Annotated in this window: 24 protein-coding genes; 9 read left to right on the forward strand and 15 right to left on the reverse strand. The window is 67.7% G+C overall.

Annotated features, from left to right (window positions below; all coding sequences use genetic code 11):
* Nucleotides 1-64: 64 nt before the first annotated feature.
* The 11 genes from EDF57_RS22340 to ectA form a co-directional block, all read right to left on the reverse strand.
* Nucleotides 65-1,786: an SLC13 family permease gene (locus EDF57_RS22340; protein WP_134095912.1), complete on the reverse strand. Its 1,722-nt coding sequence runs from the start codon at nt 1,784-1,786 to the stop codon at nt 65-67.
* Nucleotides 1,783-3,339, reverse strand: coding sequence for a DUF389 domain-containing protein (locus EDF57_RS22345; protein WP_134095985.1), 1,557 nt, complete (start codon nt 3,337-3,339; stop codon nt 1,783-1,785). The genes EDF57_RS22340 and EDF57_RS22345 overlap by 4 nt, the downstream gene beginning before the upstream one ends.
* A 160-nt stretch (nt 3,340-3,499) precedes the next feature.
* Nucleotides 3,500-4,414, reverse strand: coding sequence for a hypothetical protein (locus tag EDF57_RS22350; protein ID WP_134095913.1), 915 nt, complete (start codon nt 4,412-4,414; stop codon nt 3,500-3,502).
* 1 nt (nt 4,415) lies between these two features.
* Nucleotides 4,416-5,681: a mechanosensitive ion channel domain-containing protein gene (locus tag EDF57_RS22355; RefSeq protein WP_134095986.1), complete on the reverse strand. Its 1,266-nt coding sequence runs from the start codon at nt 5,679-5,681 to the stop codon at nt 4,416-4,418.
* A gap of 78 nt (nt 5,682-5,759) precedes the next feature.
* Complete coding sequence (locus EDF57_RS22360) at nt 5,760-7,043, reverse strand: MFS transporter (protein WP_134095914.1); 1,284 nt, start codon at nt 7,041-7,043, stop codon at nt 5,760-5,762.
* Nucleotides 7,040-8,275: an MFS transporter gene (locus EDF57_RS22365; protein WP_134095915.1), complete on the reverse strand. Its 1,236-nt coding sequence runs from the start codon at nt 8,273-8,275 to the stop codon at nt 7,040-7,042. The genes EDF57_RS22360 and EDF57_RS22365 overlap by 4 nt, the downstream gene beginning before the upstream one ends.
* 14 nt (nt 8,276-8,289) lie before the next feature.
* Nucleotides 8,290-9,765, reverse strand: a complete 1,476-nt coding sequence (locus EDF57_RS22370; RefSeq protein ID WP_134095916.1) for an aspartate kinase — start codon at nt 9,763-9,765, stop codon at nt 8,290-8,292.
* A complete protein-coding gene (thpD, locus tag EDF57_RS22375; protein WP_132268929.1) occupies nt 9,762-10,676 on the reverse strand; it encodes an ectoine hydroxylase in 915 nt (304 codons plus the stop codon). Before thpD ends, EDF57_RS22370 begins: the two co-directional genes overlap by 4 nt.
* 16 nt (nt 10,677-10,692) lie before the next feature.
* Nucleotides 10,693-11,109 (reverse strand): ectoine synthase, encoded by a 417-nt coding sequence (locus tag EDF57_RS22380; protein WP_132268927.1) that lies wholly within the window; start codon nt 11,107-11,109, stop codon nt 10,693-10,695.
* Between the two features lie 54 nt (nt 11,110-11,163).
* A complete protein-coding gene (gene ectB / locus EDF57_RS22385; protein WP_134095917.1) occupies nt 11,164-12,474 on the reverse strand; it encodes a diaminobutyrate--2-oxoglutarate transaminase in 1,311 nt (436 codons plus the stop codon).
* 16 nt (nt 12,475-12,490) lie between these two features.
* Nucleotides 12,491-12,973 (reverse strand): diaminobutyrate acetyltransferase, encoded by a 483-nt coding sequence (gene ectA / locus EDF57_RS22390; RefSeq protein WP_134095987.1) that lies wholly within the window; start codon nt 12,971-12,973, stop codon nt 12,491-12,493.
* Nucleotides 12,974-13,275: 302 nt separating this feature from the next.
* Between ectA and EDF57_RS22395 the strand changes: the two genes are divergently transcribed.
* Nucleotides 13,276-13,737, forward strand: a complete 462-nt coding sequence (locus tag EDF57_RS22395) for a MarR family transcriptional regulator (protein ID WP_134095918.1) — start codon at nt 13,276-13,278, stop codon at nt 13,735-13,737.
* Between the two features lie 9 nt (nt 13,738-13,746).
* On the opposite strand, the gene EDF57_RS22400 is transcribed toward EDF57_RS22395, so the two are convergent.
* The 4 genes from EDF57_RS22400 to EDF57_RS22415 form a co-directional block, all read right to left on the reverse strand.
* Nucleotides 13,747-15,207, reverse strand: coding sequence for an alginate export family protein (locus EDF57_RS22400; protein ID WP_134095919.1), 1,461 nt, complete (start codon nt 15,205-15,207; stop codon nt 13,747-13,749).
* Nucleotides 15,208-15,266: 59 nt separating this feature from the next.
* The gene (locus EDF57_RS22405; RefSeq protein WP_243841234.1) at nt 15,267-16,457 is read right to left on the reverse strand and encodes a benzoate/H(+) symporter BenE family transporter; all 1,191 of its coding nucleotides are present in this window, start codon (nt 16,455-16,457) and stop codon (nt 15,267-15,269) included.
* Nucleotides 16,458-16,467: 10 nt separating this feature from the next.
* On the reverse strand, nt 16,468-17,715 hold the full coding sequence (locus tag EDF57_RS22410) for an MFS transporter (protein WP_243654401.1): 1,248 nt from the start codon (nt 17,713-17,715) through the stop codon (nt 16,468-16,470).
* Nucleotides 17,716-17,919: 204 nt separating this feature from the next.
* Nucleotides 17,920-18,843, reverse strand: coding sequence for a LysR family transcriptional regulator (locus tag EDF57_RS22415; RefSeq protein ID WP_132268978.1), 924 nt, complete (start codon nt 18,841-18,843; stop codon nt 17,920-17,922).
* Between the two features lie 112 nt (nt 18,844-18,955).
* Here EDF57_RS22415 and EDF57_RS22420 point away from each other — a divergent pair, with 112 nt between their 5' ends.
* The 8 genes from EDF57_RS22420 (at nt 18,956) to EDF57_RS22455 (ending at nt 25,569) form a co-directional block, all read left to right on the forward strand.
* Nucleotides 18,956-20,113: a muconate/chloromuconate family cycloisomerase gene (locus tag EDF57_RS22420; RefSeq protein WP_134095920.1), complete on the forward strand. Its 1,158-nt coding sequence runs from the start codon at nt 18,956-18,958 to the stop codon at nt 20,111-20,113.
* A 3-nt stretch (nt 20,114-20,116) separates the two neighbouring features.
* The gene (gene catC, locus EDF57_RS22425) at nt 20,117-20,407 is read left to right on the forward strand and encodes a muconolactone Delta-isomerase (RefSeq protein WP_134095921.1); all 291 of its coding nucleotides are present in this window, start codon (nt 20,117-20,119) and stop codon (nt 20,405-20,407) included.
* A gap of 40 nt (nt 20,408-20,447) precedes the next feature.
* A complete protein-coding gene (locus EDF57_RS22430) occupies nt 20,448-21,368 on the forward strand; it encodes a dioxygenase (RefSeq protein ID WP_134095922.1) in 921 nt (306 codons plus the stop codon).
* Nucleotides 21,369-21,393: 25 nt separating this feature from the next.
* Nucleotides 21,394-22,752, forward strand: coding sequence for an SRPBCC family protein (locus EDF57_RS22435; RefSeq protein WP_134095923.1), 1,359 nt, complete (start codon nt 21,394-21,396; stop codon nt 22,750-22,752).
* Nucleotides 22,749-23,261: a benzoate 1,2-dioxygenase small subunit gene (benB, locus tag EDF57_RS22440; protein ID WP_134095924.1), complete on the forward strand. Its 513-nt coding sequence runs from the start codon at nt 22,749-22,751 to the stop codon at nt 23,259-23,261. The genes EDF57_RS22435 and benB overlap by 4 nt, the downstream gene beginning before the upstream one ends.
* Nucleotides 23,262-23,417: 156 nt before the next feature.
* Nucleotides 23,418-24,203 carry a benzoate diol dehydrogenase BenD gene (gene benD, locus EDF57_RS22445; protein WP_134095925.1) on the forward strand — a complete coding sequence of 262 codons (786 nt, stop codon included), beginning with the start codon at nt 23,418-23,420 and terminating at the stop codon, nt 24,201-24,203.
* An 11-nt stretch (nt 24,204-24,214) separates the two neighbouring features.
* On the forward strand, nt 24,215-24,922 hold the full coding sequence (locus tag EDF57_RS22450) for a CoA transferase subunit A (RefSeq protein WP_134095926.1): 708 nt from the start codon (nt 24,215-24,217) through the stop codon (nt 24,920-24,922).
* Nucleotides 24,922-25,569 carry a 3-oxoacid CoA-transferase subunit B gene (locus EDF57_RS22455; protein ID WP_134095927.1) on the forward strand — a complete coding sequence of 216 codons (648 nt, stop codon included), beginning with the start codon at nt 24,922-24,924 and terminating at the stop codon, nt 25,567-25,569. Before EDF57_RS22450 ends, EDF57_RS22455 begins: the two co-directional genes overlap by 1 nt.
* Nucleotides 25,570-25,579 lie beyond the last annotated feature (10 nt).

Consider the following 25,579-nt stretch of genomic DNA (forward strand, 5'->3'; position numbering starts at 1 on the left):
TAACGCATATCTGCAGACGAACCGGAACGCGTCGCGGCGGTCGCTGTTCCCCGCAGCCGGACCCCTACCCATAAAGAACCGAGAGCGTCACCGCCGCGCAGGCGACCACCGCCACCACCAGCGGCGCGCCCATGCGGGCGTAGTCGCTGAAGCGATAGCCGCCCGGCCCCATGACCAGCAGGTTGTTCTGGTGCCCGATGGGGGTGAGGAAATCGGAAGACGCGCCGATCAGCACCGCCAGCAACGCAGCGTCCGGACTGACGTGCAGCAGGCCGGCGGCGTCTATCGCCAGCGGCCCCATGATGATCGCGGTCGCGACGTTGTTGAGGAAGATCGAGAGCAGCAGCGTCACCGTGCAGAGCGCCGCCAGCACCGCCACCAGCGGCATTCCCGCCAGGACATGACCCAGCCACTGCGCGGCGATGGCCGCCGCGCCGCTGTCCTCGAAGCTCTGGCCGACCGGGATCATCGCCGCCAGGAGGACGATGACGCTCCAGTCGATGGAGCGGTAGATTTCCTCCGGCGGCAGCAGCCGCAGCGCCGCGATCAGCACCGCCGCGCCGGTGAAGGCCAGCGCCGGGGACATGCCCAGCCCGACGATGCAGGCGATGGCTGCGGCAAAGACCGCGAGGATACCCGAGGCGCGCCCCCGCGCGGTGGGAACGGGATCGTGGCGGTCGATCTCCAGCACGCGGGCGCCGGCGCTGAAGCTGCCGAGTTCCGCCTGCGGACCGCGAATGTAGAGCTGGTCTCCTGCGCTGATCCGCATGTCCGCCAGTTGCCGCCGCTCCCGCGCCACGCGCGGCCCCACCGCCACCACCTGCAATTGCTGGCGGCTGCGGGTGCGGACTTCGTCATAGCCCAGCCCGATCAGCGGCGATCCATGCGCCACCGCGACCCGCACGGTGACGGCATCGGGGACGTGATCGACGGAAAGATCCGAAACCAGCCCGGCCGTGGTCCCGACCGACCACTGGTTCTTGCGCGAGAGGACCAGCAGCCGGTCCTGCGCCTGCAAGGCGCCTTGCGCGCCGATCCGGTCGATGCCGCGAAAGGCGGCCAGCAGGCGTCCACCGGCGCCGCGCAGGCGCGCCCGCACTTGGGCCGCGTCCAGCCGCTCGTCGGGGACGACCAGTTCGTAGACGCGCCAGGGCGGCTTGCCGTCCGCCGCATCGCCGCGCCGCGCCGGCAGGAGCCGCCAGCCGACCACGCAGAGATAGGCCAGCCCCACCACCGTCACCGCCACGCCCACGGGGGTCATCGTGAAGAACCCGAAAGGCGCGCCCAGCCGCGTTTCGCGCACCGAGGAGAGGATCAGGTTGGCGGGCGTGCCGATCAGGGTGGTCATGCCGCCCAGGATCGTCGCGAAGGCCAGCGGCATCAGCGTGGCGCCGGCCGAGCGCTTGGCCGAGCGGGCGATCTCCGCGGCGATCGGCATGGTGATGACCAGCGCGGCGATATTGTTCATGAACGCGGAGAGCAGCGCGCCCACCAGCAGCAGGCAGGCAAGACGCATCGCGAAAGGCGCGCGGGCGGGGATGATGCGGTTCGCCACGGCCCCGGCGGCGCCGCTGAGTTCGATGGCGCGGCCCACCACCAGCACGGCCGCCACCGCGATCACCGCCGGATCGGCGAAGCCCGAGAAGGCATCGCCCGGCGCGACGAGACCGGTGACGAGGCAGGCGATCAGGGCCAGGAAGGCCACGAGATCGTGCCGCACCTTTTCGGATACGAACAGAACGAGCGCGCCCAGCAGGATGAAGGCGCTGAGGGCGGCGGGGCTCAAGGCTGGGTCTCGCCCTCATCGATGCGGCGCAGAGCGAAACGGCTGCCCGCGGCCGGGGCCGGGAGAGGCGCTATGCCGTTCTCGCGGAGCAGCGCAGCCACCGCCAGCGCGCGCCGCTGGACGAGCGTGGGCTTCTCCGGCGCCTCCTCCGCGGCTTGCTCCGATGATGCCGGGGGCAGTCCGGGAACGCCCAGGCTGCGCACGTTCCAGCGCCGCGCGGCCCAGGCACTGACCAGCACCGCTTCCCGCGCGGGGGCATCGAGCGTGTCCGCACTGCCGGTGAAGGCGATCATCGGCGTGGCCATTTGCGGCGGGGTCAGCACCACGTCCCAGCCGTCCGCCTGCGCCGCGGCGCGTTGCTCCAGCACCCGGTAGGTGGCCAGCGAGGCGCCCGGCAGCGGCACGGCATCGGCCATGGCGCGGTGATGGTCGCGGTCCACGGTGACGCCGTCCGCCGTGGTCCCGGCGGTCAGGGCCAGCATCTGCGAGAGCGCGGCGATGCGCTGGGTCTCGATGGCAGCGGCGTCGCCCGCCTGGCGGATTTCCTCGCGCTGGGCCTCGATGGCGCCGGCGCCGGGTTCGAGCACCACCTGGTCCAGCCGCAGGCGCAGCGGCTTGCCCAGGCGGCTGGTGAGGTCTTCCTGCAGGGCCGCGGTGCGCTGCATCCGCCCGCGCGGGGTGATGACCACGGCGCGCACCACCACGGGATCGGCATCGAAGTCGATCTCAAGCTGGGTCACCCGCGCGTCGGCGCCGAAACGCTCGGACAGGAAGGAGCGCGTCTGGTTGACGGTGACTGCCTCCCCGGCGATCTGCTTGAGCGAAATGCCCAGCGGAATGGCCATGGCGACGAAGACGAACAGCAGGACGAACGTCTGCGTCCAGCTCTGCTGGCTGGTGAGATGGTGGCCGAACCCGTAGAAGCGCGCCATGGCCGTGGCGGAGAGGGCAATGGTCACGAAGTTGGTGACGAACAGGGCGAAAGCGCCGCCCAGCACGGGCATGTTCCATGTCGCCAGACCGAAGCCGACCACTGCGAGCGGTGGCATCAGGGCCGTGGCGATGGCGACGCCGACGATCGTGTCGCCGCGCCCGCGGATGATCGCGAAAGTCCCTGCCAGGGCCGCGAACAGCGCCACTGCCAGGTCGAACAGGTTGGGCCGGGTGCGGGCGATGATCTCGCTGGTCGGCGCCTGCAGCGGGGAGAGGGCCACGATCAGCGCGGTGAAGATCACCGCTGCCACCGCGCCCACCGCCAGGGCGGTAAGCGAGCGGCGCATCTCGGAGAAATCGAACAGGGCCAGGCTGAAGCCCAGCCCCAGGATCGGGCTCATCAGTGGCGAGATCAGCATGGCGCCGATGACCACGGCCGGCGAAGAGAGCAGCAGGCCGAGCACGGCGATGCCTGCGGACATCATCACCATGAAGGCATAGCGCGGCGACCACCCGGAATCCTCGGTGATGCGCGCCATCACGCTCTCGTGATCGACCCGCCCGACGACCGAGCGCCGCCACCAGCGATAGAGCGCGATCTGCTCGAACCGGTCCTGCATGGCGCTGTTTGGGCTTTCCGCCCCTGCTGCCTGTTCCAACCCCGTTACCTCCTTGTCTGCAGTCCGGCCCGATCCGCGGTCCGGCAACAACCCTCCGCGCGCCCTTCGGTTTCCGCCTGGCACGAAATCGGCCCTCTCGCCGTTCCGCGCAAGCCGGCGCTCAGGACATGGTGCGCGGGCAGCTGCCCAGTGCGGCGAGCACCATGCGGTAGTCGGTGAGGGCCTGCATCTTGCCCTCGTAGGTGGCGGAGATATTGGCGCGTTCGGCCGGGGCGGGCGGCAGGAAGCAGGCCAGGCTGTACCATTCCAGCGTGCCGCGCGCGGGTGGGCGGCCCGCTGTTGCCACCACCGCGGAGAACGAGACGCCCCAGGCGGGCGCCTGGCCCGGTTCATGGCGGACCGTGATCGAGGCGCTGCGCCCGCCCTCGGTGTCGAGGAAGATCTGCGTGCGTCCCTGCCCGGCGAGGTTGCCGGGCACGTAGAGCATTTCGCGCACCCGCGTGACATTGCTGGGCGCATTGCGGGCGACCCGGCTGCGCAGGACGGCGCGCAGGCGCACTTCCTCGTCCGGGGTCCAGAGGATCTGGGCGGTGGGGGCGATAAGTTTCAGGTCCTCGGGGCGGCCCGGCACCGGGGAGGCGAACAGGATGACATCGCGGCCGGGCAGTTCCGCCGGTCCCATTCCGGTCATGACGCCGTTCGCGGGGCCATTCTGGGGCAGGTCCACCAGATAGCGCAGCGATCCGCCGATCGGCGCGGCGCCGAACAGCAGCGCGCCGGTTGTGGCCTCGACATAATAGCGGGCATGGCCGGGCGCGGGGATGCGCTGGCTTGCGGTGTTCACGCGCGTCACGCCGGCGACTTGCGCCCTGACGACCATATCCGCCCGTTTCGCGAGCGAGACCACGTCGGCATCGGTTGGCCCCGCCTGCGCAGCAGAGAGTCCCGCCTGCGCAGCAGAGAGCCCTCCCTGCGCGGCGGCGGGTGGGGGCGTCAGGGCAAGCAGGGCAGCGGCCGCCACGGCGGAGACTGCGGAAAGGCGGCGGGCGGCAGGCATGGGTAAGGCGGCCTTCATGTCACGCAGGGTCCTGAACGGGAAGGGAGGGAGCGGGGGGCAGGACGGCGTCCGGCGAGGATGCCGACCGCGCGACCGCGCCCGCCAGGTCGAGGCCGGTGGGCCGCTGGAAAACGCGGAGGTCGAATTCGGGGATGATCGCGATCAGGTGGTCGAGAATATCGGCCTGGATGCTTTCGTACTGGGCCCAGGCCGTAGTGGAGGCGAAAGCGTAGATCTGCAGCGGCAGGCCGTATTCGCCGGGTTCGAGCTGGCGCACCAGCAGGGTCTTGTCCTTCGCGATGTCCGGGTGCGCGGTCAGGTAGGCGTGCACATAGGCGCGGAAAGTGCCGATATTGGTCAGGCGGCGCATGTCCAGGATCTCGCCTTGCGCGTGGTCCTGGTTCCAGCGGTTCACTTCGCCGCGGCGCTCCGCCAGGTACTGGCGCAGCAGGGTGAAGCGCGAGAGCGCCTCCAGTTCCCCGGCCGTCAGGAAGCGCACGCTGTTCTGGTCGATCATCAGCGAGCGCATGATGCGCCGCCCGCCCGATTCCGACATGCCGCGCCAGTTGCGGAAGCTCTCGGTGATGAGCCGGTGAGTCGGCACGGTGGTGATGGTCTTGTCGAAGTTCTGGATCTTCACCGTGTGCAGCGCGATGTCGATCACGTCGCCATTGGCGTCGAGCTTGGGCATCTCGATCCAGTCGCCCACGCGGACCATGTCGTTGGAGGTGATCTGCACCGATGCGACCAGCGAGAGGATGGTGTCCTTGAACACCAGCAGCAACACGGCCGCCATGGCGCCCAGCCCGGACAGCAGCAGCAGCGGAGACTGGTCCATCAGCGCGGCCAGCACCAGGATCGCGGCGGCGCCGTAGACCAGCAGCTTGGCCACCTGGACATAGCCCTTGATCGGCCGGTGCCCGGCTTCCGGGCGGCGTTGGTACACGTCGTTGGCCAGGGTCAGCGCCCCGGACAGGGCCAGGGCGAGCGTCAGGATCACCACGGCCGCGCAAAGGCTGTGCACGAAGCCGACCAGCGCGGGCGGCAGGCCGGGCACCGTGCCGATCCCGCCCTGCACGATCACGGCGGGCAGGATGTTCGACAGGCGCGCGACGATGGCGCCGATATGCCCCGCCTCGACATCGAAGGGCGTGCGCCGCAGCAGGCGCATCATGCCGCTCAGGACGATGCGCTTGGCGATCCAGTTGGCCAGCCAGGCGGCGGCGGCCAGGAGCAGCAGGGCGATTCCGGTGTGCATCCAGGGCTCGGAGGCCCAGGGCCCCATGGCCCAGGGCCCGCTTGTTCCGGGGGCAGCCAGGGCGGCGAAAGCATCGGTTTTCAAAGGGAATCCTCGGTTAGGCAGTCAGACGGCGCGCAGCGGCTTGCCGGCGGTTTCCTCGGTATAATGCAGCGCCACCAGCCCGACGAGACAAGCGGCGATCATCACGTAGGCGGGGGTGAGCGGATCGCCGGTCCGGTCGATCAGCCAGGCGTTCGCCGCCGGAGCGGTGCCGCCGAACAGCGAGGTCGAGAGGTTGTAGGCGATGGCGAAACCGGCAAAGCGCACCGGGGTGGGGAAGAAGGCGGGGAACGTCGCCGAAATCGTCGCCAGTTGCGGCACGTAGAGCAGCCCCAGCAGGGCATAGCCGATCACCGCGCTGGCAAGGCCGGTATCCATGAAGTGATAGAGCGGCACCACCGCCAGCATCAGCCCGATCAGAGAGGCCATCCACATCGGCTTGCGCCCCACCCGGTCCGACAGGGCGCCCGCAAAGGGAAGCAGCACCATCATGAACAGCATGCCGGCGATGGGCACGGCCAGCGCGGCGTCGGTCGAAAGGCCCAGCCGGCGCTCCAGATATGTCGGCATATAGCTGAGCAGGGTGTAATTCACCACGTTGAGCGCGATCACCAGCCCGCTCATCGCCAGCAGCGGGCGGCGGTGGCGGCGCATCAGGTCGCGCAGCGGCGTGGCGGATGCGTTCTGGCCGCTCTCTTCCGCTTCGCGGAACAGCGGCGTCTCTTCCATGCGTGCCCGCAAGTAGACGCCTACGAAACCCAGCGGTCCGGCCAGCAGGAACGGCAGGCGCCAGGCCCAGTCGCGCATGGCGGCATCGCCCAGCAGCAGCGAGAAGCCCAGCATCAGCAGGGCGCCGCCGCAGAAGCCCGCCAGCGTGCCGACTTCCAGGAAGCTGCCATAGAAGCCGCGCTTCCGGTCGGGCGCATACTCGGCCATGAAGATCGCGGCGCCGCCGTATTCGCCGCCGGTCGAAAAGCCCTGCACCATGCGCAGCACCACCAGCAGCGCCGGTGCCCAGAGGCCGATCGCCGCGTAGGAGGGGATGAGGCCGACGCCCACCGTGGCCGCCGCCATCATCACGATGGTGATGCCCAGCACCGCCTTGCGGCCGTAGCGGTCGCCCAGCGGACCCCAGAAAAAGCCGCCCAGCGGCCGCACCAGGAACGAGATCGCGAATGTCGCCAGCGCGAAAAGCGTCGCTTCGGCGGCCTCGCCGGGGAACAGCGCGGCGGAGATATAGCTGACGCCATAGGCATAGATGCCATAGTCGAACCATTCGGTGGCATTGCCGATCGCGGATGCGGCGATGGCGCGGTGCAGTACGGCCGGCGAAGTCTGGTCGGTCATTCAAGAGTGCTTTCGTCCGAGGCCAACGGGTCGAGCGCGGCGGACATGGGCGTGGTGCGCGGCAGCACGACGTAGGTTTCCTGGAGATGGCCGGGGACCGGCTCGGAGCGGACCTGTCGCCACAGGCCGAATGCCAGCGCGGCGCCGGCGCAGGCGGCAACGAAGAGGAACAGCCCGGCCGTTCCCAGCAGGGTCATCGCCAGCGCCCCCAGCGAGGGGCCGATGGCGGCGCCCAGCGAATAGAGTAGCACCAGCCCGCCGCTGGCGGCCACGCGCTGCTCGGCCGAGAGGTGGTCGTTGGTATGGGCGACGCAGAGCGGATAGAGCGCGAAGCTGAGGCCGCCCCACAGCGCGCCGAACGTCAGCAGCGGCAGGTTGCCCTCGGTCAGGGCGATGGCCAGGCTGGCGGCCAGCGTGCCGGCGAAGGCCATGACGATCACCATGCGCCGGTCCATCCGGTCGGACAGGCGGCCTAGCGGCCATTGCAGCGCCACGCCGCCCATGATGACGACGCTCATGAACAGCGCGGTCGCGGAAAGGTCCAGCCCCGAGCGCCGGGCATAGACCGCGCCCATCGCGTAGAAGGCGCCGAGCATGATCCCGGTCAGGAAAGCGCCGACGATCCCCAGCGGCGAGACCGCGTAGAGTTCGCGGAACGAGAGCGAGGAGGCTTCCCCCGGTGCGGGTGCGGCGATGCGGGTCAGCACCACGGGCACGGCGGCGAGCGAGATCAGGATCGATCCCACCATCAGCGGCATCGTCGATGCCGCGCCGCCGAGGTTGAGCGTGAACTGCCCGATCGCCTGCCCGCCGTAAAGTGCGATCATGTAGCCGGCCAGCACGCTGCCGCGCCCGGCGCCTTCGGCCCGTTCGTTCAGCCAGCTTTCCAGGCAGACGTAGATGCCTGCCAGGCAGATTCCGTCCGTGAAGCGCAGCAGGCCCCAGAACGGCACGTCGCGGTGGATGGCATAAGCCAGCGTGCTGGCGCTCAGCACGGCCACGAAAGCGGCGAAGGCGCGGATGTGGCCGATGCGGCGCAGCAGCGACGGCGCGCGCATGGAGCCTGCGACCAGTCCTGCGAAATAGGCGGTGCCGACCAGGCCGATCGCCAGGGTGCCAGACCCCCCGCGCTCCAGGCGCACGCTGACGAGCGTGTTCATGAAGCCGCCGCCCGCCATCAGCACGAAGATGGCGAGCAGCAGGCTGCGCACGGGGAGGATGGCTTTCAGCATGATCAATCAAGCGATCAGGCGGCAGCCAGTTCCTGGGTTCCGGCCGGTTCCGGGGTTCCGCCCACCGGGGCGGCGGCACCGCCTTCGACCAGCGCCTTGTGCAGCACCCGCACCGCCTGGTCGAAGGCCTCGACCGCGACGATGAACTGCACGTCGACATTGCGGATCTGGTGCTGCATCGCGGCCATGCCGATTCCGGCCTCGGCCATCGCCATCAGCGCGCGCGGGACCAGGCCCGGCTCCGCAAGGTCGCTGCCGATCACCGAGACCATCGCCACCGGCTGCACCGTCACGGCGGCGCCGGGCCAGTGCGCCTCGATGTCCGCGACGATGGCGGCCATCTGCGCCGGGCTGGTGCCCGAGAGGTAGTGCGTGATGGTGTTGGCGTTGGAGCTCTTGCTGACGATCCACGCCCCGTGGCGGGTCAGCGCCTCCAGGATCGCGGCGTCGTAGCCCTTCTCGCCGACCATGTCCTGTTCGAACACCTGCAGCGCCTGGACCGAGGCCAGCCCGGTGACGATCTCCACGCGCGGACGGTCGGAAACGTAGTCGCCGCAGATCAGCGTGCCGCCGTCGTGCCGGTCGAACGTGTTGCGCACCCGCAGCGGGATGCCGGACTGGCGCAGGCCCCGCCCGGCCCGCGGGTGGATGGCTTCCATGCCCAGGTTGGCAAGCTGGTCCGCCACGTCGTAGTTGGTGCGCCCGATCTTGCGCGCCACCGTCTCGCCCACCAGGCGCGGATCGGCGCTGGAAAGGTGGAACTCCTTGTGGATGATCGCCTCACGCGCCTGCGTCAGCACGGCGATGCGCGAGAAGGTCATTTCCGAATAGCCGCGCGCATAGCGGCGCACCATGCCGCCCTCGCAGCCCGCATAGCCGGTGACGATGGGCATCTGCCCGGCAAGGTCGATCGGCGCCATGGCCTCGACGATGCGCTCGTCCAGGCTGCGCATGTCCGCGTGGTCCCAGAGCGTCAGGTCGACGAAGACCGCGTTCACGCCCCGGTCGCGCAGCATCAGCGCGGTGGAGTGCGCCGAATGTGCCTCGCCCAGACCGGCCAGCATCTCGCGCACGGTGGTCATCTGGTCCTTCAGGCAGAAGCGACCATGCGCGCGCAGGCGGTCGAGATCGTCCAGGCAGGTTTCCAGCGCGGCGATGCGCATGGCCACGAAGGCATCCGCTTCCTCCCGGCTGGCGGAGCGCGCGAACATCTCGGCATTGCGCGCCCACATCGCGCCCATCACGTCCGCCAGGGCGGAGCGCCAGGCGCCGGGCACTTCGTTGCGGATGAAATGGGCATGGACGCCGGGCTCGCCCGACTTCTTGTGCTCCAGCAGCAGGTCGGTCATCCCGGCATAGGCCGAGACCACGAAGATCCGGTTGTAGAGGTCCGCGCCCTTGCGGCCGGCGACCAGCACGTTGTCGAACACCGTGGAGGTGGCCGCCATCGAGGTGCCGCCGATCTTCTCGACGGAATGGGTCCGGTTCATGCGGCTTCTCCTTCGAGGATGCCGGAAACCGGCGTGATCGTCTTCACCTCGCGCGCGGCGATGAAGTCCGGACGCGGGGTGGCGGCGGCGAAGGGCGCTTCCAGCCGGTTGCTCACGGCGTTGTAGACCAGGAAGGCATTGGCGCGCGGGAAGGGCGTGATGTTGCCGTTGGACCCGTGCATGGTGTTGCAGTCGAACACGATGACCGTCCCCGGCTTGCCGGTGGGCGAGACGATGCCCTGGCGGTGCGCCAGCTGGGCCAGCGTATCTTCATCGGGCACGCCGTATTCCTGCTTGCGCAGCGACGCGCGGTAGTGGTCTTCCGGCGTCTCGCCCACGCAGGCGATGAAGACGTGCTGCGATCCGGGCATGACCATCAGCGGGCCGTTGTGAGGCGTGTTTTCCGCCAGCAGCACCGACATCGACAGCGCGCGCATGCGCGGCATGCCGTCCTCGGCGTGCCAGGTCTCGAAGTCGGAGTGCCAGTAGAACTCCTTGCCCTTGAACCCCGGCTTGTAGTTCAGCCGCGACTGGTGGATGTAGACCTCGTCGTCCAGCAGGTAGCTGGCGACGCCGGCCAGCCGCGCGTCGGCAGCCAGGCGGCCCATGGTCTCGCTCTGCTCGTGGATCTCGAAGATCGAGCGGATCTCGCGGCTGCCCGGCTCGGCGATGACGGTTTCGTCCTTCAGGCCCGCCGGGTTGCCCAGGAGGCGGCCGGTCTCGGCCTGGAGCGCGGCCATTTCGGCCTCGGAGAACACGTCCTCCAGCACCAGATAGCCGTCACGGTCGAACTGGGCGATCTGCTCGGCGCTGAGCGGTGCGCCGGGCTGCCATTCGCGGCGCGCGACGGGTTCGTCGCGGGGAAAGAGCTGCGGCTGCGCAGCGCAGCGCGTGGGATAATGATCCTGCATCGTCTGGCCTTCCTCCTCAGTCCGTGAGGGCCGGCTCGCCGGCATCTTCACTGGCGTCGGCGGGATAGGCGCCGCTTTCGTCATGAACCTCGCGTCCGGTGACCGGCGGGTTGAACACGCAGGCGCAGAGGATGTCCTCGGTGGGCCGCACGATGTGCTTGTCGTTCTGATTGAGCGCGTACATCACGCCGGCCTTCAGCTCATGAGTCAGGCCGGTGCCGAGGTCCTCGATGGTCCCGGCGCCCTTCAGCACCAGCACGGCTTCCAGGTGGTTCTGGTAGTGCATGTGCAGTTCCTCGCCCGCGAACATCGTCGTGACGTGGAACGAGAAGCCCATGCCGTCGTCCTTGAGCAGCAGCCGGTCGGAGTGCCAGCCGTTGGACTCGACGTGGCGGTCGGACTTGCGGATTTCCTTGAGTTGGCGAACGATCATATGGTCAATTCCTGTAAATCTGTGCCTCTAGTTCGAGGCGATCTGGAAGGGTGCTCAGGCAGCGACGCCGAGCGGGCGCTTCACCGGGGCGATCGCCTCGGCCAGCGCGGTTTCCAGGATGTCGAGGCCCGCGTTCAGCGTGGCATCGTCGATCACGAGCGGGGCGAGCACCTTGACGATCTCGTCATGCGCGCCGCTGGTCTCGATGATCAGGCCGGCATCGAAGCAGGCGCCGGTGATGCGGGCGGCGATCTCGCCGCTGCCCACGTCGATGCCGCGCATCATGCCGCGCCCGCGGGTCGAGAGGCCATGGCGGTCGGCCATGCGCTCCAGCCGGCCTTCGAGGATGCCGCCGCGGCGGGCGACGTCGTCGGCAAAGGCGGGATCGGCCCAGAATTCGCGCAAGGCCGCCGTGGCGGTGACGAAAGCGTGGTTGTTGCCGCGGAACGTGCCGTTGTGCTCGCCCGGCGCCCAGATATCGAGGTCGGGGCGGATCAGGGTGAGCGCGAAGGGCAGGCCCATGCCCGAAAGCGACTTGGCCAGGGTGACGATATCCGGCGTGAAGCCCATGCCCTCGAAGCTGAAGAACCCGCCGGTGCGGCCGCAGCCGGCCTGGATGTCGTCGACGATCAGCAGCGCGCCGTGCTTCCGGGCGAGCGCGGCGATCTTGCGCAGCCAGCCGGGGCTGGCGGCGTTGAGGCCGCCTTCGCCCTGCACCGTCTCCACCAGGAAGGCGGCGGGCGCATCGAGACCGCTCGACGGATCGGACAGGCGCTGTTCCAGCAGGTCCGCGGTATCCACGCCCTCGCCATAGTAGCCGTCGAAAGGCTCGTGGCTGACATGGTTGAGCGGCACGCCCGCGCCGCCGCGCTTGCCGGCATTGCCGGTGCAGGCCAGCGCGCCCAGCGTCATGCCGTGGAAGCCGTTGGTGAAGGCCACCACCATCTCGCGGCCGGTCACCTTTCGCGCCAGCTTGATCGCGGCTTCCACCGCATTGGTGCCGGTCGGCCCGGTGAACATCATGCGATAGTCCAGCCCGCGCGGCTCCAGCACGACATCCTCAAAGGTGCGGAGGAACTCGGTCTTGGCGTCGGTGTGCAGGTCCAGCGCGTGAGTCACGCCGTCACCGGCGATGTAGTCCACCAGCGCGGCCTTGAGCACGGGATGGTTGTGGCCGTAGTTCAGCGAGGAGCAGCCCGAAAGGAAGTCGAGATAGCGGCCGCCCGCGTTGTCGTGCATCCACACGCCCTGCGCCTTGCCGAACTGGCGCGGCATGGAGCGGGAATAAGTACGCACGGCGGATTCGCGGCGCTCGTAGATTTTCGTGTCGGGCGCGGCGGCGCTCGGCATGGGCATCTTGGTCATGTCAGGGTTCCCCTGTTCAGGATTGGGCGGACGGCAGGGGCGCGATGCTCGCCTGCCATTCCGTGTCGTGCGCACCGGCAAAGTGCGCGTCGCGCTCGAAGCGCGGCGATTTCGAAAGCTGCGCGCCGTGGCGGCGCGCGAAGGCCGTGAACAGCGCCCAACTGGCGGCATTGTCCTCGGTGATGGTGGTGGTCAGCGTGGCGGCGCCGCGCACGGCGGGCCGGGCCAGCAGGGCATCGAGCATGCGTCCTGCCAGTCCCTCGCCGCGGGCCGAGGCGGCCACGGCCACCTGCCACACGAAAAGACGCTCGGGATGCGAAGGCGGGCGATAGCCGGAGACCCAGCCGACGGCCTGCCCATCCCGCTCCGCAAGCACGCAAGTATCGGCAAAATCGCTGCACTGGAGCAGGTTGCAATAGGCCGAGTTGGGATCGAGCGGCGGGGAAGCCGCGATCAGGGCCGTGACGGCAGGGCCGTCTTCGGCAGTGGGGCAACGCAGGCGTAGCGGCGCTTTGGCCACGTCTTCCTGCGGCGCGTTCTCGGGGCCCCCGGAAAGATCCCGGAGGCTTGCCTCGTTCGCATTCAAATCTAAGATTACTTCACCCTCCGAAGCACATCGTTGTGCTTGGCTATTGCCTCATAGTGACTGCGCTTGCGGCGAAACATACTGATTCGGCGCGGCATTGCAACAGCCCACCGGGGGAATGGTTCCAGAGACCCTGCCGTTTCGTGTCACAAATCTTCCATATCCGAAGCATATTCACACTTGGCGCAAAGCCTCGTCAAAGCTAGCTGTCGGGCATGGAATCGGACCTCACGCCAGCGGCGCTGACGGCGCTGCGAAAAATTATCGACGCCGCCGATCTGGATAACCGGAAAATGGCCGCCGCGACCGGTCTCACCCCGTCGCAGGGCCTGGTCCTGCGCCAGATCTGCGGGCACGAATCGATCACGCCCGGTGCGGTCGCCACGGCGCTGCGGTTCGGCCAGGCGACGATCACCAATATCGTCGACCGGCTGGTCGCCGGCGGCCTGGTCACGCGCACCCGCAGCCTGACGGATAAGCGGCAGATGCTGCTGCAGGCGACGGACGAGGGGCGCGAGAAGCTGCGCGCCTCCCCGTTCCCGCTGCAACTGCGCTTCAGCCAGGGCTTCGGCGCGCTGGAGCGGTGGGAGCAGGCCATGATGCTGGCCGCTCTGGAGCGGCTCGATGCCCTGCTCACCCCCGGCCGGGGCGAAGAGACGTCGCCCCCGGCGCGCTAGACTGCTCCGCTAGATCCGGAACGTCAGGTAGGCGGCGGCATAGAACAAGTCGCGCCCCGGCTTGAACTTCTCCGAAACATCGCCGTAAATCGTGTAGAAGCCGAGCGTTGTGAAGGGGTTGAGCGCATAGCGCCCGGCCGCCGTGGCGCGCTTTCCGAAGAAGCGGGAATCGGTCTCGTCGGCGCGGCGCAGCACTTGCCCGCCCAGCGAATAGACGCCGTCGTGGATCGAGGTGCGCCACAGGCCTGCCGCCGAGAAGTCGAGCGTCAGCTTCGCGTTCGGCTGGAGCGTCAGCATCGGCTGGAAGATCGTCAGGTTATGCGGCCCCAGGTCGCCATTGTAAGTGAGCGGCTTGGGGAACAGCGGGCCGTAAGTGCCGGCCTTGCCGTCGCCGGGATTGCGGTCGCCCGAGCCCACGTCCACGCGCAGGGCCAGCTTGGGCTTCCAGCCGCCCTGCCAGCCGTGAGCGATTGTGCCGGTGACGTAGTAGGCATCGATGTCGAGGTTCCCGAACGAGCCCCATTGCCGGATGCCCTCCACATCGACGCTCCAGGCATCGGCCTTCCCGGCATAGCGCAGCGAAAGCGTGCGACGCCGGTCGCGCGCGGCGGGTGCGGTGGCGAAGGACACGCTGGCGCGGTCGGAGGAGACGAACAGCATTTCGGCCCGGCCGGTATGGCTTCCGGCGCCGAAAGTGCGTCCGGCGTGGAGCCCGGTCAGGTCGTAGTCGTGGTTGGTCTCGTCGTCGAAGGTGCCCAGCTTTTCCAGCACCGCGTGGCCGGTGAGGAAGCCGCCGTCCCACGGGCCCATCGTGCCCATCACGCGCAGGAGGTCCAGCGAGCGGCGGGTGTTGGCGCCTTCGCGCATGTCGAACACGGTCTGGTTGCCGATGCCGATTTCCTGGCGGCCGAAGCGCGCGGTGATCCGCGCAGTGCCGACCGGCACATGCGCCTCGACGAAGGCCTGGTTGAAGTCCAGCCGGCCCTCCTCGATCGGCGCGACCACGGAATCGAGCCCGGTGCTGGTGGCGTGCTCCAGGTCCACGAAGGCGCGGAACAGGCCCTCGACCTGGAGGTCGCCCCAGACGCGGGTGCGCTGCTGGAAGTTGCCGTCGTCGTCCTGCGGACCGCGTCCCCAGCGCTCCCCGATGCGCAGTTCGGGCCGCAGGCGTAGCTCTCCGCCAAGCGAGGCATACGTATTGCCCGCCAGCGGAATGTACTTGATGCGGGTCCAGAGATTGGCGTCGCGCACGGCGCGGAAGCTGGAATAGTCCTCGTCATGGTTGATCGGCTTGAAGGCCGGCTTGGGCGCCTTGGGCCGGTTCGGGCTTTGCGGCGCCGCGATCTCGGTCGCGGCGGTCTGTGTTGCGGCGGGCGCCTCGGCGGGTGCTTGCGCCGATACCGGCACGGGGACTTGTGCGGGCACCTGCGCGGTGGCTGCGGTCAGGGCATGCGCCATGATCTGGAACATCGATACTCTCCCGTTTTTTCGTTTGTTCTGAAGGGGGCGACCCAGTTGCAGCCGCTATGTCATCGTCTTGCGGCGAAAGTCTGGAGCATGTGCACGGCCAGCCCGAAGACCAGTCCCCAGAAGGCGGAGCCGAGGCCCGCCAGTGTCATGCCCGAGGCGCTGACGGCGAAAGTGACGAGCGCCCCGTCGCGGCCCTGCTCCGCGCGCAGGGCGGTGCTGAGCGAGCCGGAGACGACCGGAAACAGCGCCAGCCCGGCCAGCGCGGCGATCAGGGTCTTGGGCAAAGTGGCAAACAGGGCCAGCACCGTCGCCGCGAAAGCGCCGAAGATCAGGTAGGTCACGCCGCCCGCGATCCCCGCGAGATAGCGCTTCGCCGGATCGGGGTGCGCGTCCGGGCCGAGGCAGATCGCGGCGGTGAAGGCCGCCAGGTTCAGGCCGTGGCAGCCGAACGGGGCCAGCAGGATCGAGCCTATGGCGCTGGCCGAGACGATCGGGCGCGCCGGCGGCGTCTCGTAGCCCGCGGCGCGCAGCACGGCGATGCCGGGAAGGAATTGCCCGGTCAGCGCCACGACCGCCAGCGGCAGGGCGATGCTGGCGGTGGCGGCCCAGTCGAAGCGGGGCGTGGTCCAGACCGGCACGGTCAGGCGGGGGGTGCCGATGGTGCCCGAAAGGCCGCCGTCCAGCATGGTCAGCACTACGCCCGTCACCAGCACGGCGACGACGGCATAGCGCGGGGCGAGCACGCGTCCGGCGAAGAAGGCGGCGATCATCGCGATCACCGTGACCGGCGCGGAGGGGACGGCGCTGATCATGTCGATCACGAAGCGGAACAGGATGCCGGCCAGCATGGCGGCGGTGATCGCGGCGGGCAGGCGCTTCATCAGCCGGTCGAACGCGCCCGAAGCGCCTACCGCCAGCACCGCGAGGTTGGCGACGATATAGGCGCCCACGGCCGTCGCGAAATCGGTCTGGGGCAGCATGGTCACCAGCAGCGCCGAACCCGGCGCCGACCATGCCACCACGATCGGCACGCGCCAGCGCCAGCTCAGCACGATGCCCAGCACCCCGCTGCCGATCGAGATGGCCCAGATCCACGAGGCGACGACCGCCGGCTCCAGCCCTTGCGCGGCCTGGAACACGATCACCAGCGGTCCGGCATAGGATATGGTGGTGGCGATGATCCCGGCGACGATTGCCGGGATCATCGATGTCTGGCCTTGTGCCGGGAGCGTCTCGATGGTGGTGGTCATGATCGTCCGTTCACGCCGCGAGGGCGTAGGCTTCCCGGCTGCGCTGCTGGCGGCGGCTCACCATGTAAAGCGCGGTCGCCAGTACGGAGACGAGGCCCGGAATGGAGAAGGCGAGGAAGTTGAGCGCCATCGGCAGCTCCGCCGCGAGCAGCAGTCCGCCCAGCATCGGCCCCACGATCGCGCCGACCCGGCCCATTCCCGAGGCCCAGCCCAGCCCGGTGGATCGGACGGAGAGGCTGTAGAACTCCGCGACGCTGGCATAGAGCAGGATCTGCGTGCCGGTGGTGCCGGCGCCGGCGATGAAGATCAGCAGGTAGAGCACCGGCATGGCGCTGTTCAGGCCGAGCAGGGCGATGCACAGCGCGCCCAGGGCGAAATAGGCCATGACCACGCGGGGCAGCCCGAAACGGTCGGCCAGGCGCCCGCCCATGATCGCGCCGAACATGCCGCCGAAATTGAGGGCCAGCAGGAACGAAAGGCTGGAACCCAGGCTGTATCCGGCGCTGCGCATCAACTGCGGCAACCACGAACCCAGCGCATAGACCATCAGCAGGCAGCAGAAGAAGCACAGCCACATGGACAGCGTGCCCAGCGTGCGGTCATGCCGGAACAGTTCGCCCACCGAGGCGCGCCCCGTGTCGGCCTCGCGCAGGACCAGCGGCGCGCCGGAGGCGGCCTCGGGGGAGAGCTGGCGAAGGATCGCGCGGGCCTTGTCCTGCTCGCCCTTGCGCACCAGGAAGCCGACCGATTCCGGCAGGCCGCGCAGGATCAGCGGAAGCAGCGCCAGCGGCACGGCGGCGGCCAGGAACATCGCCTGCCAGCCGAACCGTGGCAGCAACCAGATGCCCAGGCCCGCCGCGACCATGCCGCCCACGGCATAGCCGCTGAACATCAGCGCCACGAGGGTGCTGCGCATCCGCCTGGGGGCATATTCGTTGGTGAGCGCAACGGCATTGGGCATCAGCCCGCCGCAGCCCAGGCCCGCAGCGAAGCGCAGCACGCCGAACATCGTCGGCGTCGTCACGAAGCCGTTCAGGAAGGTCGCGGCGCTGAACAGCGTGAAGCAGAGGGTGATGCACTTCTTGCGGCCGATCCGGTCACCCATCGGTCCGAACAGAAGCGCGCCGGACATCATGCCGAACAGCGCCCAGCTTGCCAAAGAACCGGCTTGCGGTGCGGTAAGTTGCCACTGCTCCATCAGCTTGGGGAGCACGACTCCGTAAATGAATACGTCGTAGCCATCGACTATAAGCAGCAATGCGCAGGCTATAATTATCTTGAGGTGCAGATTTCCGAATCTGGCTTCGTCGACAAGACGACTTACATCGATACCTTGCATATCGATTCCTCTCCCATTTCACGTTGTGTGATTTTCCGGGAAAGTGAATGACCTGCAGGGGTTCAACAAATACCGTTTAAGTCCGATGCGAATACGCAGCGGGTATCGCCGGAAACGCGCCGGTCACAATTCCTCGCTCAGCGCGGCGGGCACGTCATAGCCCCACTGCGCATATTGCCGCGCGATCACCGCGGCCATGAGCGCCAGTTCGGGAGAGCGGTCTCCCGGGCGGTGGCTCATGATGATGGGGGAGGTGGCCGGTTCCACCAGTTCGCGGAAGGCGACATCGTGGCTGCGCGCGCGGCGCACCGATTCCGGGACGATGGCCATGCCTTCCTCCGCCGCGACGAGGCCGATGGCGATCTGCAGTTCGCGCGCCTCGTGCACGATGCGCGGCTCTATCGAATGGTCGCGGAACAGCGAGATCACCTGGTCGGCATAGCTGGGGCGGGGCGCGCGCGGATAGATGATCTGCGGCTCATCGGCCAGGTCGCGCAGCGAGATCGGCCCGCTCCCGTTGGCCAGCGGGTGGTCGACCGGGAAGGCGGCCACGAGTTTCTCGTTGCGCAGGATGATGCGGCGGACCGAAGGGTCCTCGAAGCGGATGCGCCCGAAGCCGACATCGATGCGCCCGTCCTTCAGGGCGGCGATCTGGTCCAGCGTGGTGGCTTCTACCATGACCAGTTCCACGTTCTCCGCCGCCTTGCGGAATTCGCGGATCAGTTCGGGCAGGCGGGCATAGATGGTGGAGGCGACGAAGCCGATCACCAGCCGCCGCCGCTCGCTGGTGGCGGCGGCCCGCACCATGGCCTCCACGTCCTCCATGCGGGCCAAGACTTGCAGGGCCTGTTCGTGGAGCAGGCGGCCGACGGCGGTGAGCCGCAGCGGGCGCGTGCCGCGATCGAGCAGCGGCGCGCCGACATGCGCCTCCAGCTGCTGGATCGCGCGCGAAAGCGGCGGCTGGGCGATGTGCAGCCGTTCGGCGGCGCGGTTGAAGTTCCCCTCGTCCGCCACGGCCACGAAGTAGCGCAGAAGGCGCACGTCCATCACGATAATATACCTCTCAGGTATAGGCCTGTAACCGCATTGATCTTTGCAGCCGCTGCGACCGAGGCCTAACTTTCCCATCGAAAGCTAAACATTCGGGAGAGTCGCTGCAATGGCCCTGTTGAGCCAAGCTGATACCTTAATCGTCGATGTACCGACGATCCGCCCGCATGTTCTGGCCATGGCCACGATGCATTCGCAGGCGATGGTGATCGTGCGCCTGACCGACAGTGACGGCGTAGAGGGCATCGGCGAGGGCACCACCATCGGCGGCCTCAGCTATGGCGAGGAAAGCCCGGAAAGCATCAAGTCCGCCATCGACACCTATATCGTCCCGGTCCTGAAGACTTGCGATATCGCCCGCGTCGGCGCGACGATGGCCAAAGTCGCGAAGTGCGTGCGCGGCAATCACTTCGCCAAGTGCGCGGTGGAAACCGCGCTGCTGGACATGGCGGGCAAGCGCTTGGGCGTGCCGGTCTCTGACCTCATCGGCGGGGGCCGCGTGCGCGACGACATGCCGGTGGCCTGGACCCTCGCCAGCGGCGACACCGCGCGCGACATTGCCGAGGGCGAGGAGATGCTTTCCCTGCGCCGCCACCGCATCTTCAAGCTGAAGATCGGCAAGCGCGATGTGCGGGCGGACGTCGCCCATGTCGGCGCGATCTGCAAGGCGCTGGGTGACCGCGCCAGCGTGCGCGTGGACGTGAACCAGAACTGGAGCGAGGCGCAGGCCAAGCTGGGCATGGCGATGCTTCAGGACGTGGGCTGCGATCTGGTCGAGCAGCCCATCGCCGGGGACGACATCGCGGCGATGACCCGCCTTGCCACCACGCGCGGCGTGCCGCTGATGGCGGACGAGGCGCTGCACGGGCCGCGCACCGCGCTGCGCATCGCCTCTGCCGGTGCGGCGGGCGTCTTCGCGCTGAAGATCGCGCAATCGGGCGGTCTGTTCGCCACCGCCGAAGTGGCCGCCATCGGCATGGCGGCGGGGATCGGCCTCTATGGCGGCACGATGCTGGAAGGCGGCGTAGGCACAGTGGCCTCGGCCCATGTCTTCGCCACCGTCCCGGAGCTGGCCTGGGGCACGGAGCTGTTCGGCCCGCTGCTGCAGACCGAGGAAATCCTGACCGAGCCGCTCGGCTACGGGGACTTTTCGCTGAAGGTGCCGACCGGCCCCGGCCTCGGCATCGCGCTCGATCCCGACAAGATCGACTTCTTCCGGCGTGACCGTTCGGGTCCGCGCCTTCACGCCGTAAACGCAGGAGCCTGAGCCATGCTGTTCATGGTCGAAATGGACGTCAACATTCCGCTGGACTTCGACGCGGAAGAAGCCGCGAAGATCAAGGCGGCCGAGAAGGCCTATTTCCAGAAGCTCCAGACGGCGGGCACCTGGCGCCACATCTGGCGCAAGGTCGGGCTCTATTCGAACGTGTCGATCTTCGATGTCGAGAGCAATGCAGCGCTGCACGACACGCTGATGGGCCTGCCGCTCTACCCCTTCATGACCATGAAAATCACGCCGCTCTGCCGGCACCCATCCTCCATCCATGACGACGATCGCTGATCGCCGGAGCCACTGAATACAGTCCTTGGGAGAGAACAAAATGGACGTCAGCTTCGTAAAGACCCCGGAAATCCAGCAGCTGCTCGATCGCGCCGCCGGCGTGAACGAGAGCGGCGGCAGCCCCCGCCTCAAGGCGATCATGCGCGACCTTACCGAATCGGTGATGGAGCTGATCGTCCGCCACGACATTTCCGAAAGCGAGTTCTGGCTCGCCATGAAGTACCTTTCGGACAGTGCGGGCGAGATCGGCCTGATCGTGCCGGGCACAGGGCTTGAGCACTTCCTGGACCTCTACATGGATGCCAAGGATGCCGAGGCCGGCCTCTCCGGCGGCACCCCGCGCACCATCGAAGGCCCGCTCTACGTCGCCGGTGCGCCGCTGGTGGAAGGCAACGTGAATCTCTCCGTCGACGAGGATGAGGGCACCACCGTCCTGCACATGACCGGCAGTGTCACCGGCCCGGACGGCGAGGCGGTGGAGAACGCGATCGTCCACGTCTGGCACGCCAATTCGAAGGGCTGGTATTCGCACTTCGACCCTACCGGCGAACAGACCCCGTTCAACAACCGCCGCCGTATCAAGCTGGCTAAGGACGGGCGCTATGCGTTCCATTCCAAGCAGCCGAGCGGTTATTCGGTGCCGCCGGGCGGTTCGACCGACCAGCTGATGCAGGCGCTGGGCCGTCACGGCAATCGCCCCGCCCACGTCCACTTCTTCATCGAGGCGCCGGGCTACCGCACGCTGACGACGCAGATCAACTTCGGCGACGATCCCTTCGCGGCCGACGATTTCGCCTTCGGCACCCGCGCGGGTCTGCTGCCGGTGCCCAGCCGCCAGGGCGACAGCGCCTACATCCAGTTCGACTTCCAGATGCAGCGCGCCGCCGATGCGGACGACGAGCACTTCTCGTCCCGCGCCCGGGCCGAAGCCGAACCGCAGCCCGAAACAGAAACGGCCTGACCACAGAGAAACGGGAGACAGGATCATGTACGAACGCCTCATGCACCGGGTCTCGACCGCCGTGGTCGATGATGTCGAAACCGGCGAGTTCCGCTGCCGCCGGGACGTCTTCACCGATCCGGCGCTGTTCGAGCTGGAAATGAAGTACATCTTCGAAAGCAACTGGGTGTACCTCGCCCACGAAAGCCAGCTTCCGAACAAGAACGATTACTTCACGACCTTCATCGGGCGCACGCCCGTGATCCTGACCCGGGCCAAGGACGGCGCGATCAACGGCGTGGTCAATGCCTGCGCGCATCGCGGCGCCAAGCTGTGCCGCCGCAAGCGGGGCAACCAGCCGCTGTTCGTCTGCCCGTTCCACGGCTGGAGCTTCAAGACCGACGGCAAGCTGCTGCGCGCCAAGGATGCCAGCACCGGCGCCTATCCGGACAGCTTCGACCACGAAGGGTCGCACGACCTGACGAAGGTGCGCGTAGAAAGCTATCGCGGCTTCGTGTTCGGATCGCTGAACCATGACGTCCTGCCGCTGGAAGACCATCTGGGTGAAGCGAAAGTCATCATCGACCAGATGGTCGATCAGGCGCCCGAGGGGCTGGAAGTGCTGACCGGCAATTCCACCTACACTTTCGACGGCAACTGGAAGATGCAGATGGAGAACGGCTGCGACGGCTATCACGTCAGCTCCGTTCACGAAAACTACCAGTCCACCATGGGTCGCCGGGCCGAGGGCGGCACCAAGGCAGTGGACGCCAACGGCTGGTCCAAGGCGCCCGCCAGCGGCGTCTATGGCTTCGAGCATGGGCACATCCTGCTCTGGACGCAGGTGATCAATCCCGAAGTGCGGCCGATCTGGAACCACAAGCCGGAACTCGACGCCCGGCTGGGCGAGGATCGGGCCAGGTTCATCATCGAGCAGACGCGCAATCTGGCGCTCTATCCGAACGTGTTCCTGATGGACCAGTTCTCGACCCAGATCCGCGTCGTCCGCCCGATCGACGTGCACACCACCGAAGTGACGATCTACTGCTACGCCCCCAAGGGCGAGAGCGCCGAGGACCGCGCCCACCGCATCCGCCAGTACGAGGATTTCTTCAACGTCACCGGCATGGGCACGCCCGACGATCTGGAGGAGTTCCGCTCCTGCCAGAAGGCCTACGAAGGCGCGGGCGAGCTGTGGAACGACCTCAGCCGCGGCGCCACCCGCTGGATCCACGGCGCGGATGCAAATGCCAAGGCCATGGGCATGAACCCGCTGCTCTCCAGCGAGCGCAGCGAGGACGAGGGGCTGTTCGTGCGCCAGCACGAGTTCTGGGCGCAGATCATGCTCGACGGTCTGGCCAAGGACGCGGCCAATCAGCCGTCGATGATGGAGGCGGCGGAATGAGCACGCTCGACATGACCCGTGAAACCCTCTCCTACCGCGAGATCTGCGCCTTCCTCTACCGCGAGGCGCGCCTGCTGGACGATCGCCGGTTCGATGAATGGCTGGAATGCTATTCGCCCGACGTGGAATACTGGATGCCGGCGTGGACCGACGACGATGAACTGTGCTCTGACCCGCAGACCGAAATCTCGCTGATCTACTACGCCAACCGGCAGGGGCTGGAAGACCGCGTCTACCGCCTCAACACCGAGCGCTCCTCCGCGTCCACGCCCGAGCCGCGTTCGGCGCACTTCATCGGCAATGTCGAAGTGCTGGAGAGCCGCGATGGGCAGGTGGACTTGCGCTACAACTGGCACACGCTCAGCCACCGCTACCAGCAGACGCAGCAGTTCTTCGGAACCACGTTCCTGACGCTGGATACTGCCGATGAGACGCCGTTGATCCTGAAGAAGAAGATCGTCCTGAAGGACGACTACATTCATCAGGTCATCGACATCTACCACGTCTGAGGAGGTGGGCATGTCGGTTCACTCACTCTCTTCGCGATCGTCCTCCTCCCAACCCTCGTCATTGCGAGGAGGCGAAGCCGACGCGGCAATCCAGAGCGGCGCAAAACCGCCCCTGGATTGCTTCGCTCCGCTCGCAATGACGAAGGGTGCGGTGTCATGATCTTCGCAGGACGCTTTGCAGGCAAAGTCATGGTCGTGACCGGCGCGGCGCAGGGCATCGGGGCCGGTGTCGCAACCCGCGCCGCTGCCGAGGGCGCGAGCGTGGTTCTGGTCGACCGCGCCGAATTCGTGACCGAGGTGGAATACGCCATCGTGGCGGCGGGCGGAAAAGCCGTCTCCATCTGCTGCGACCTTGAGACCTACGAAGGCGCGGCGGCGGCGATGGCCAAGGCGGTCCAAGCCTTCGGCCGTATCGACATTCTCATCAACAATGTCGGCGGCGCGATCCGCATGCGGCCCTACGCCGAGTTCGAGCCCGCGCAGATCGATGCGGAAATCCGCCGCTCGCTGATGCCGACGCTCTACTGTTGCCATGCCGTTCTGCCGACCATGCTGGAGCAGGGCGCGGGAACCATCGTGAACCTGTCCTCCAACGCCACGCGCGGCATTCGCCGGGTGCCCTATTCGGCGGCGAAGGGCGGGATCAACGGCCTCACCCAGAGCCTGGCTATGGAATATGCGGAAAGCGGCATCCGTGTCGTCGCGACGGCACCGGGCGGCACCAGCGCTCCCCCGCGCCGTGTCGCCCGGAATGCCGAAGGCGACAGCGCGCAGGAGCAGGCGTGGATGGCCGAGGCGGTCGCGCAAGTGACCGATTCCGCCTTCCTGAAACGCTACGGAACCCTTGAGGAGCAGATCGCCCCGATCCTGTTCCTCGCCTCGGACGAGGCCAGCTACGTGACCGGCACCGTGTTGCCCGTCGCGGGCGGCGACCTCGGTTAAGGAGACACGCGATGTCGAAAATCTACGATAGCCCCCGCAGCGCTCTCGATGGCCTGCTGTTCGACGGCATGACCATCATGTCCGGCGGGTTCGGGCTTTCGGGCAATCCCGAGAGCTTGATCCCCGAAGTGCGCGCGGCGGGCGTGAAGGACCTGACGGTCATTTCCAACAACGCGGGCGCCGACGGCTTCGGTCTGTGGATGCTTCTGGAGAGCCGGCAGATCCGGAAGATGATCTCCTCCTACGTGGGCGAGAACAAGCTGTTCGAAAGCCAGTACCTCTCGGGCGAGCTGGAGCTGGAACTCAACCCGCAGGGCACCCTGGCCGAGCGCATTCGCGCGGGCGGCGCGGGCATCCCGGCGTTCTACACGAAGACCGGGGTCGGCACCGTGGTCGCCGAAGGCAAGCCGGTCGAGGTGTTCGAGGACGAGGAATACGTGCGCGAAACCTGGCTGCGCGCGGACCTGTCGATCATCAAGGCCTGGCGCGCGGACGAGGAGGGCAACCTCCAGTTCCGCAAGACCGCGCGCAACTTCAACCCGAACATGGCGACGGCGGGCAAGGTCACCGTGGCCGAGGTGGAGGAGATCGTCCCCGCAGGGACCTTCGATCCGGACTGCATCCACACCCCCGGCATCTACGTCGACCGCGTGGTGCTTTCGACCATCAACGAGAAGCGCATCGAGAAGCGCACCGTGCGTGAAAGGGAGACGGTCTGATGCCTTGGACCCGCGATGAAATGGCCGCCCGCGCTGCGAAGGAACTGCGCGATGGGTACTATGTGAACCTGGGCATCGGCATCCCGACGCTGGTGGCGAACCATGTGCCGGAGGGCATCAAGGTCACGCTCCAGAGCGAGAACGGCATGCTAGGCATCGGCCCGTTCCCCTATGACGACGAAGTCGATCCCGACCTCATCAATGCCGGCAAGCAGACGATCACCGCGCTGCCGACGTCCAGCTTCTTCTCCAGCGCGGACAGCTTCGCGATGATCCGCGGCGGCCATATCGACATGGCCGTGCTGGGCGCGATGGAAGTCTCGGCACGCGGCGACCTCGCCAACTGGACGATCCCGGGCAAGATGGTGAAGGGCATGGGCGGGGCGATGGACCTCGTCGCGGGCGTGAAGCGCGTGGTCGTGGTCATGGACCATGTCTCGAAGAACGGCGCGCCCAAGATCCTGCCCCAATGCAGCCTGCCGCTGACCGGCAAAGCCTGCGTGGACCTGATCGTCACCGACCTTGCCGTGATCGCCGTGGACCGCATTCGCGGCGGGCTGACGCTGGTCGAACTCGCCCCCGGCGTCACCGAAGCGGAAGTCGCCGAGAAGACCGGTGCGCCGCTGGCCCTGCCGGAAGCGGCGTAAGACAGGACTG

This window comes from Novosphingobium sp. PhB55 (genome assembly GCF_004368805.1).
Taxonomy (GTDB): Bacteria; Pseudomonadota; Alphaproteobacteria; order Sphingomonadales; family Sphingomonadaceae; genus Novosphingobium.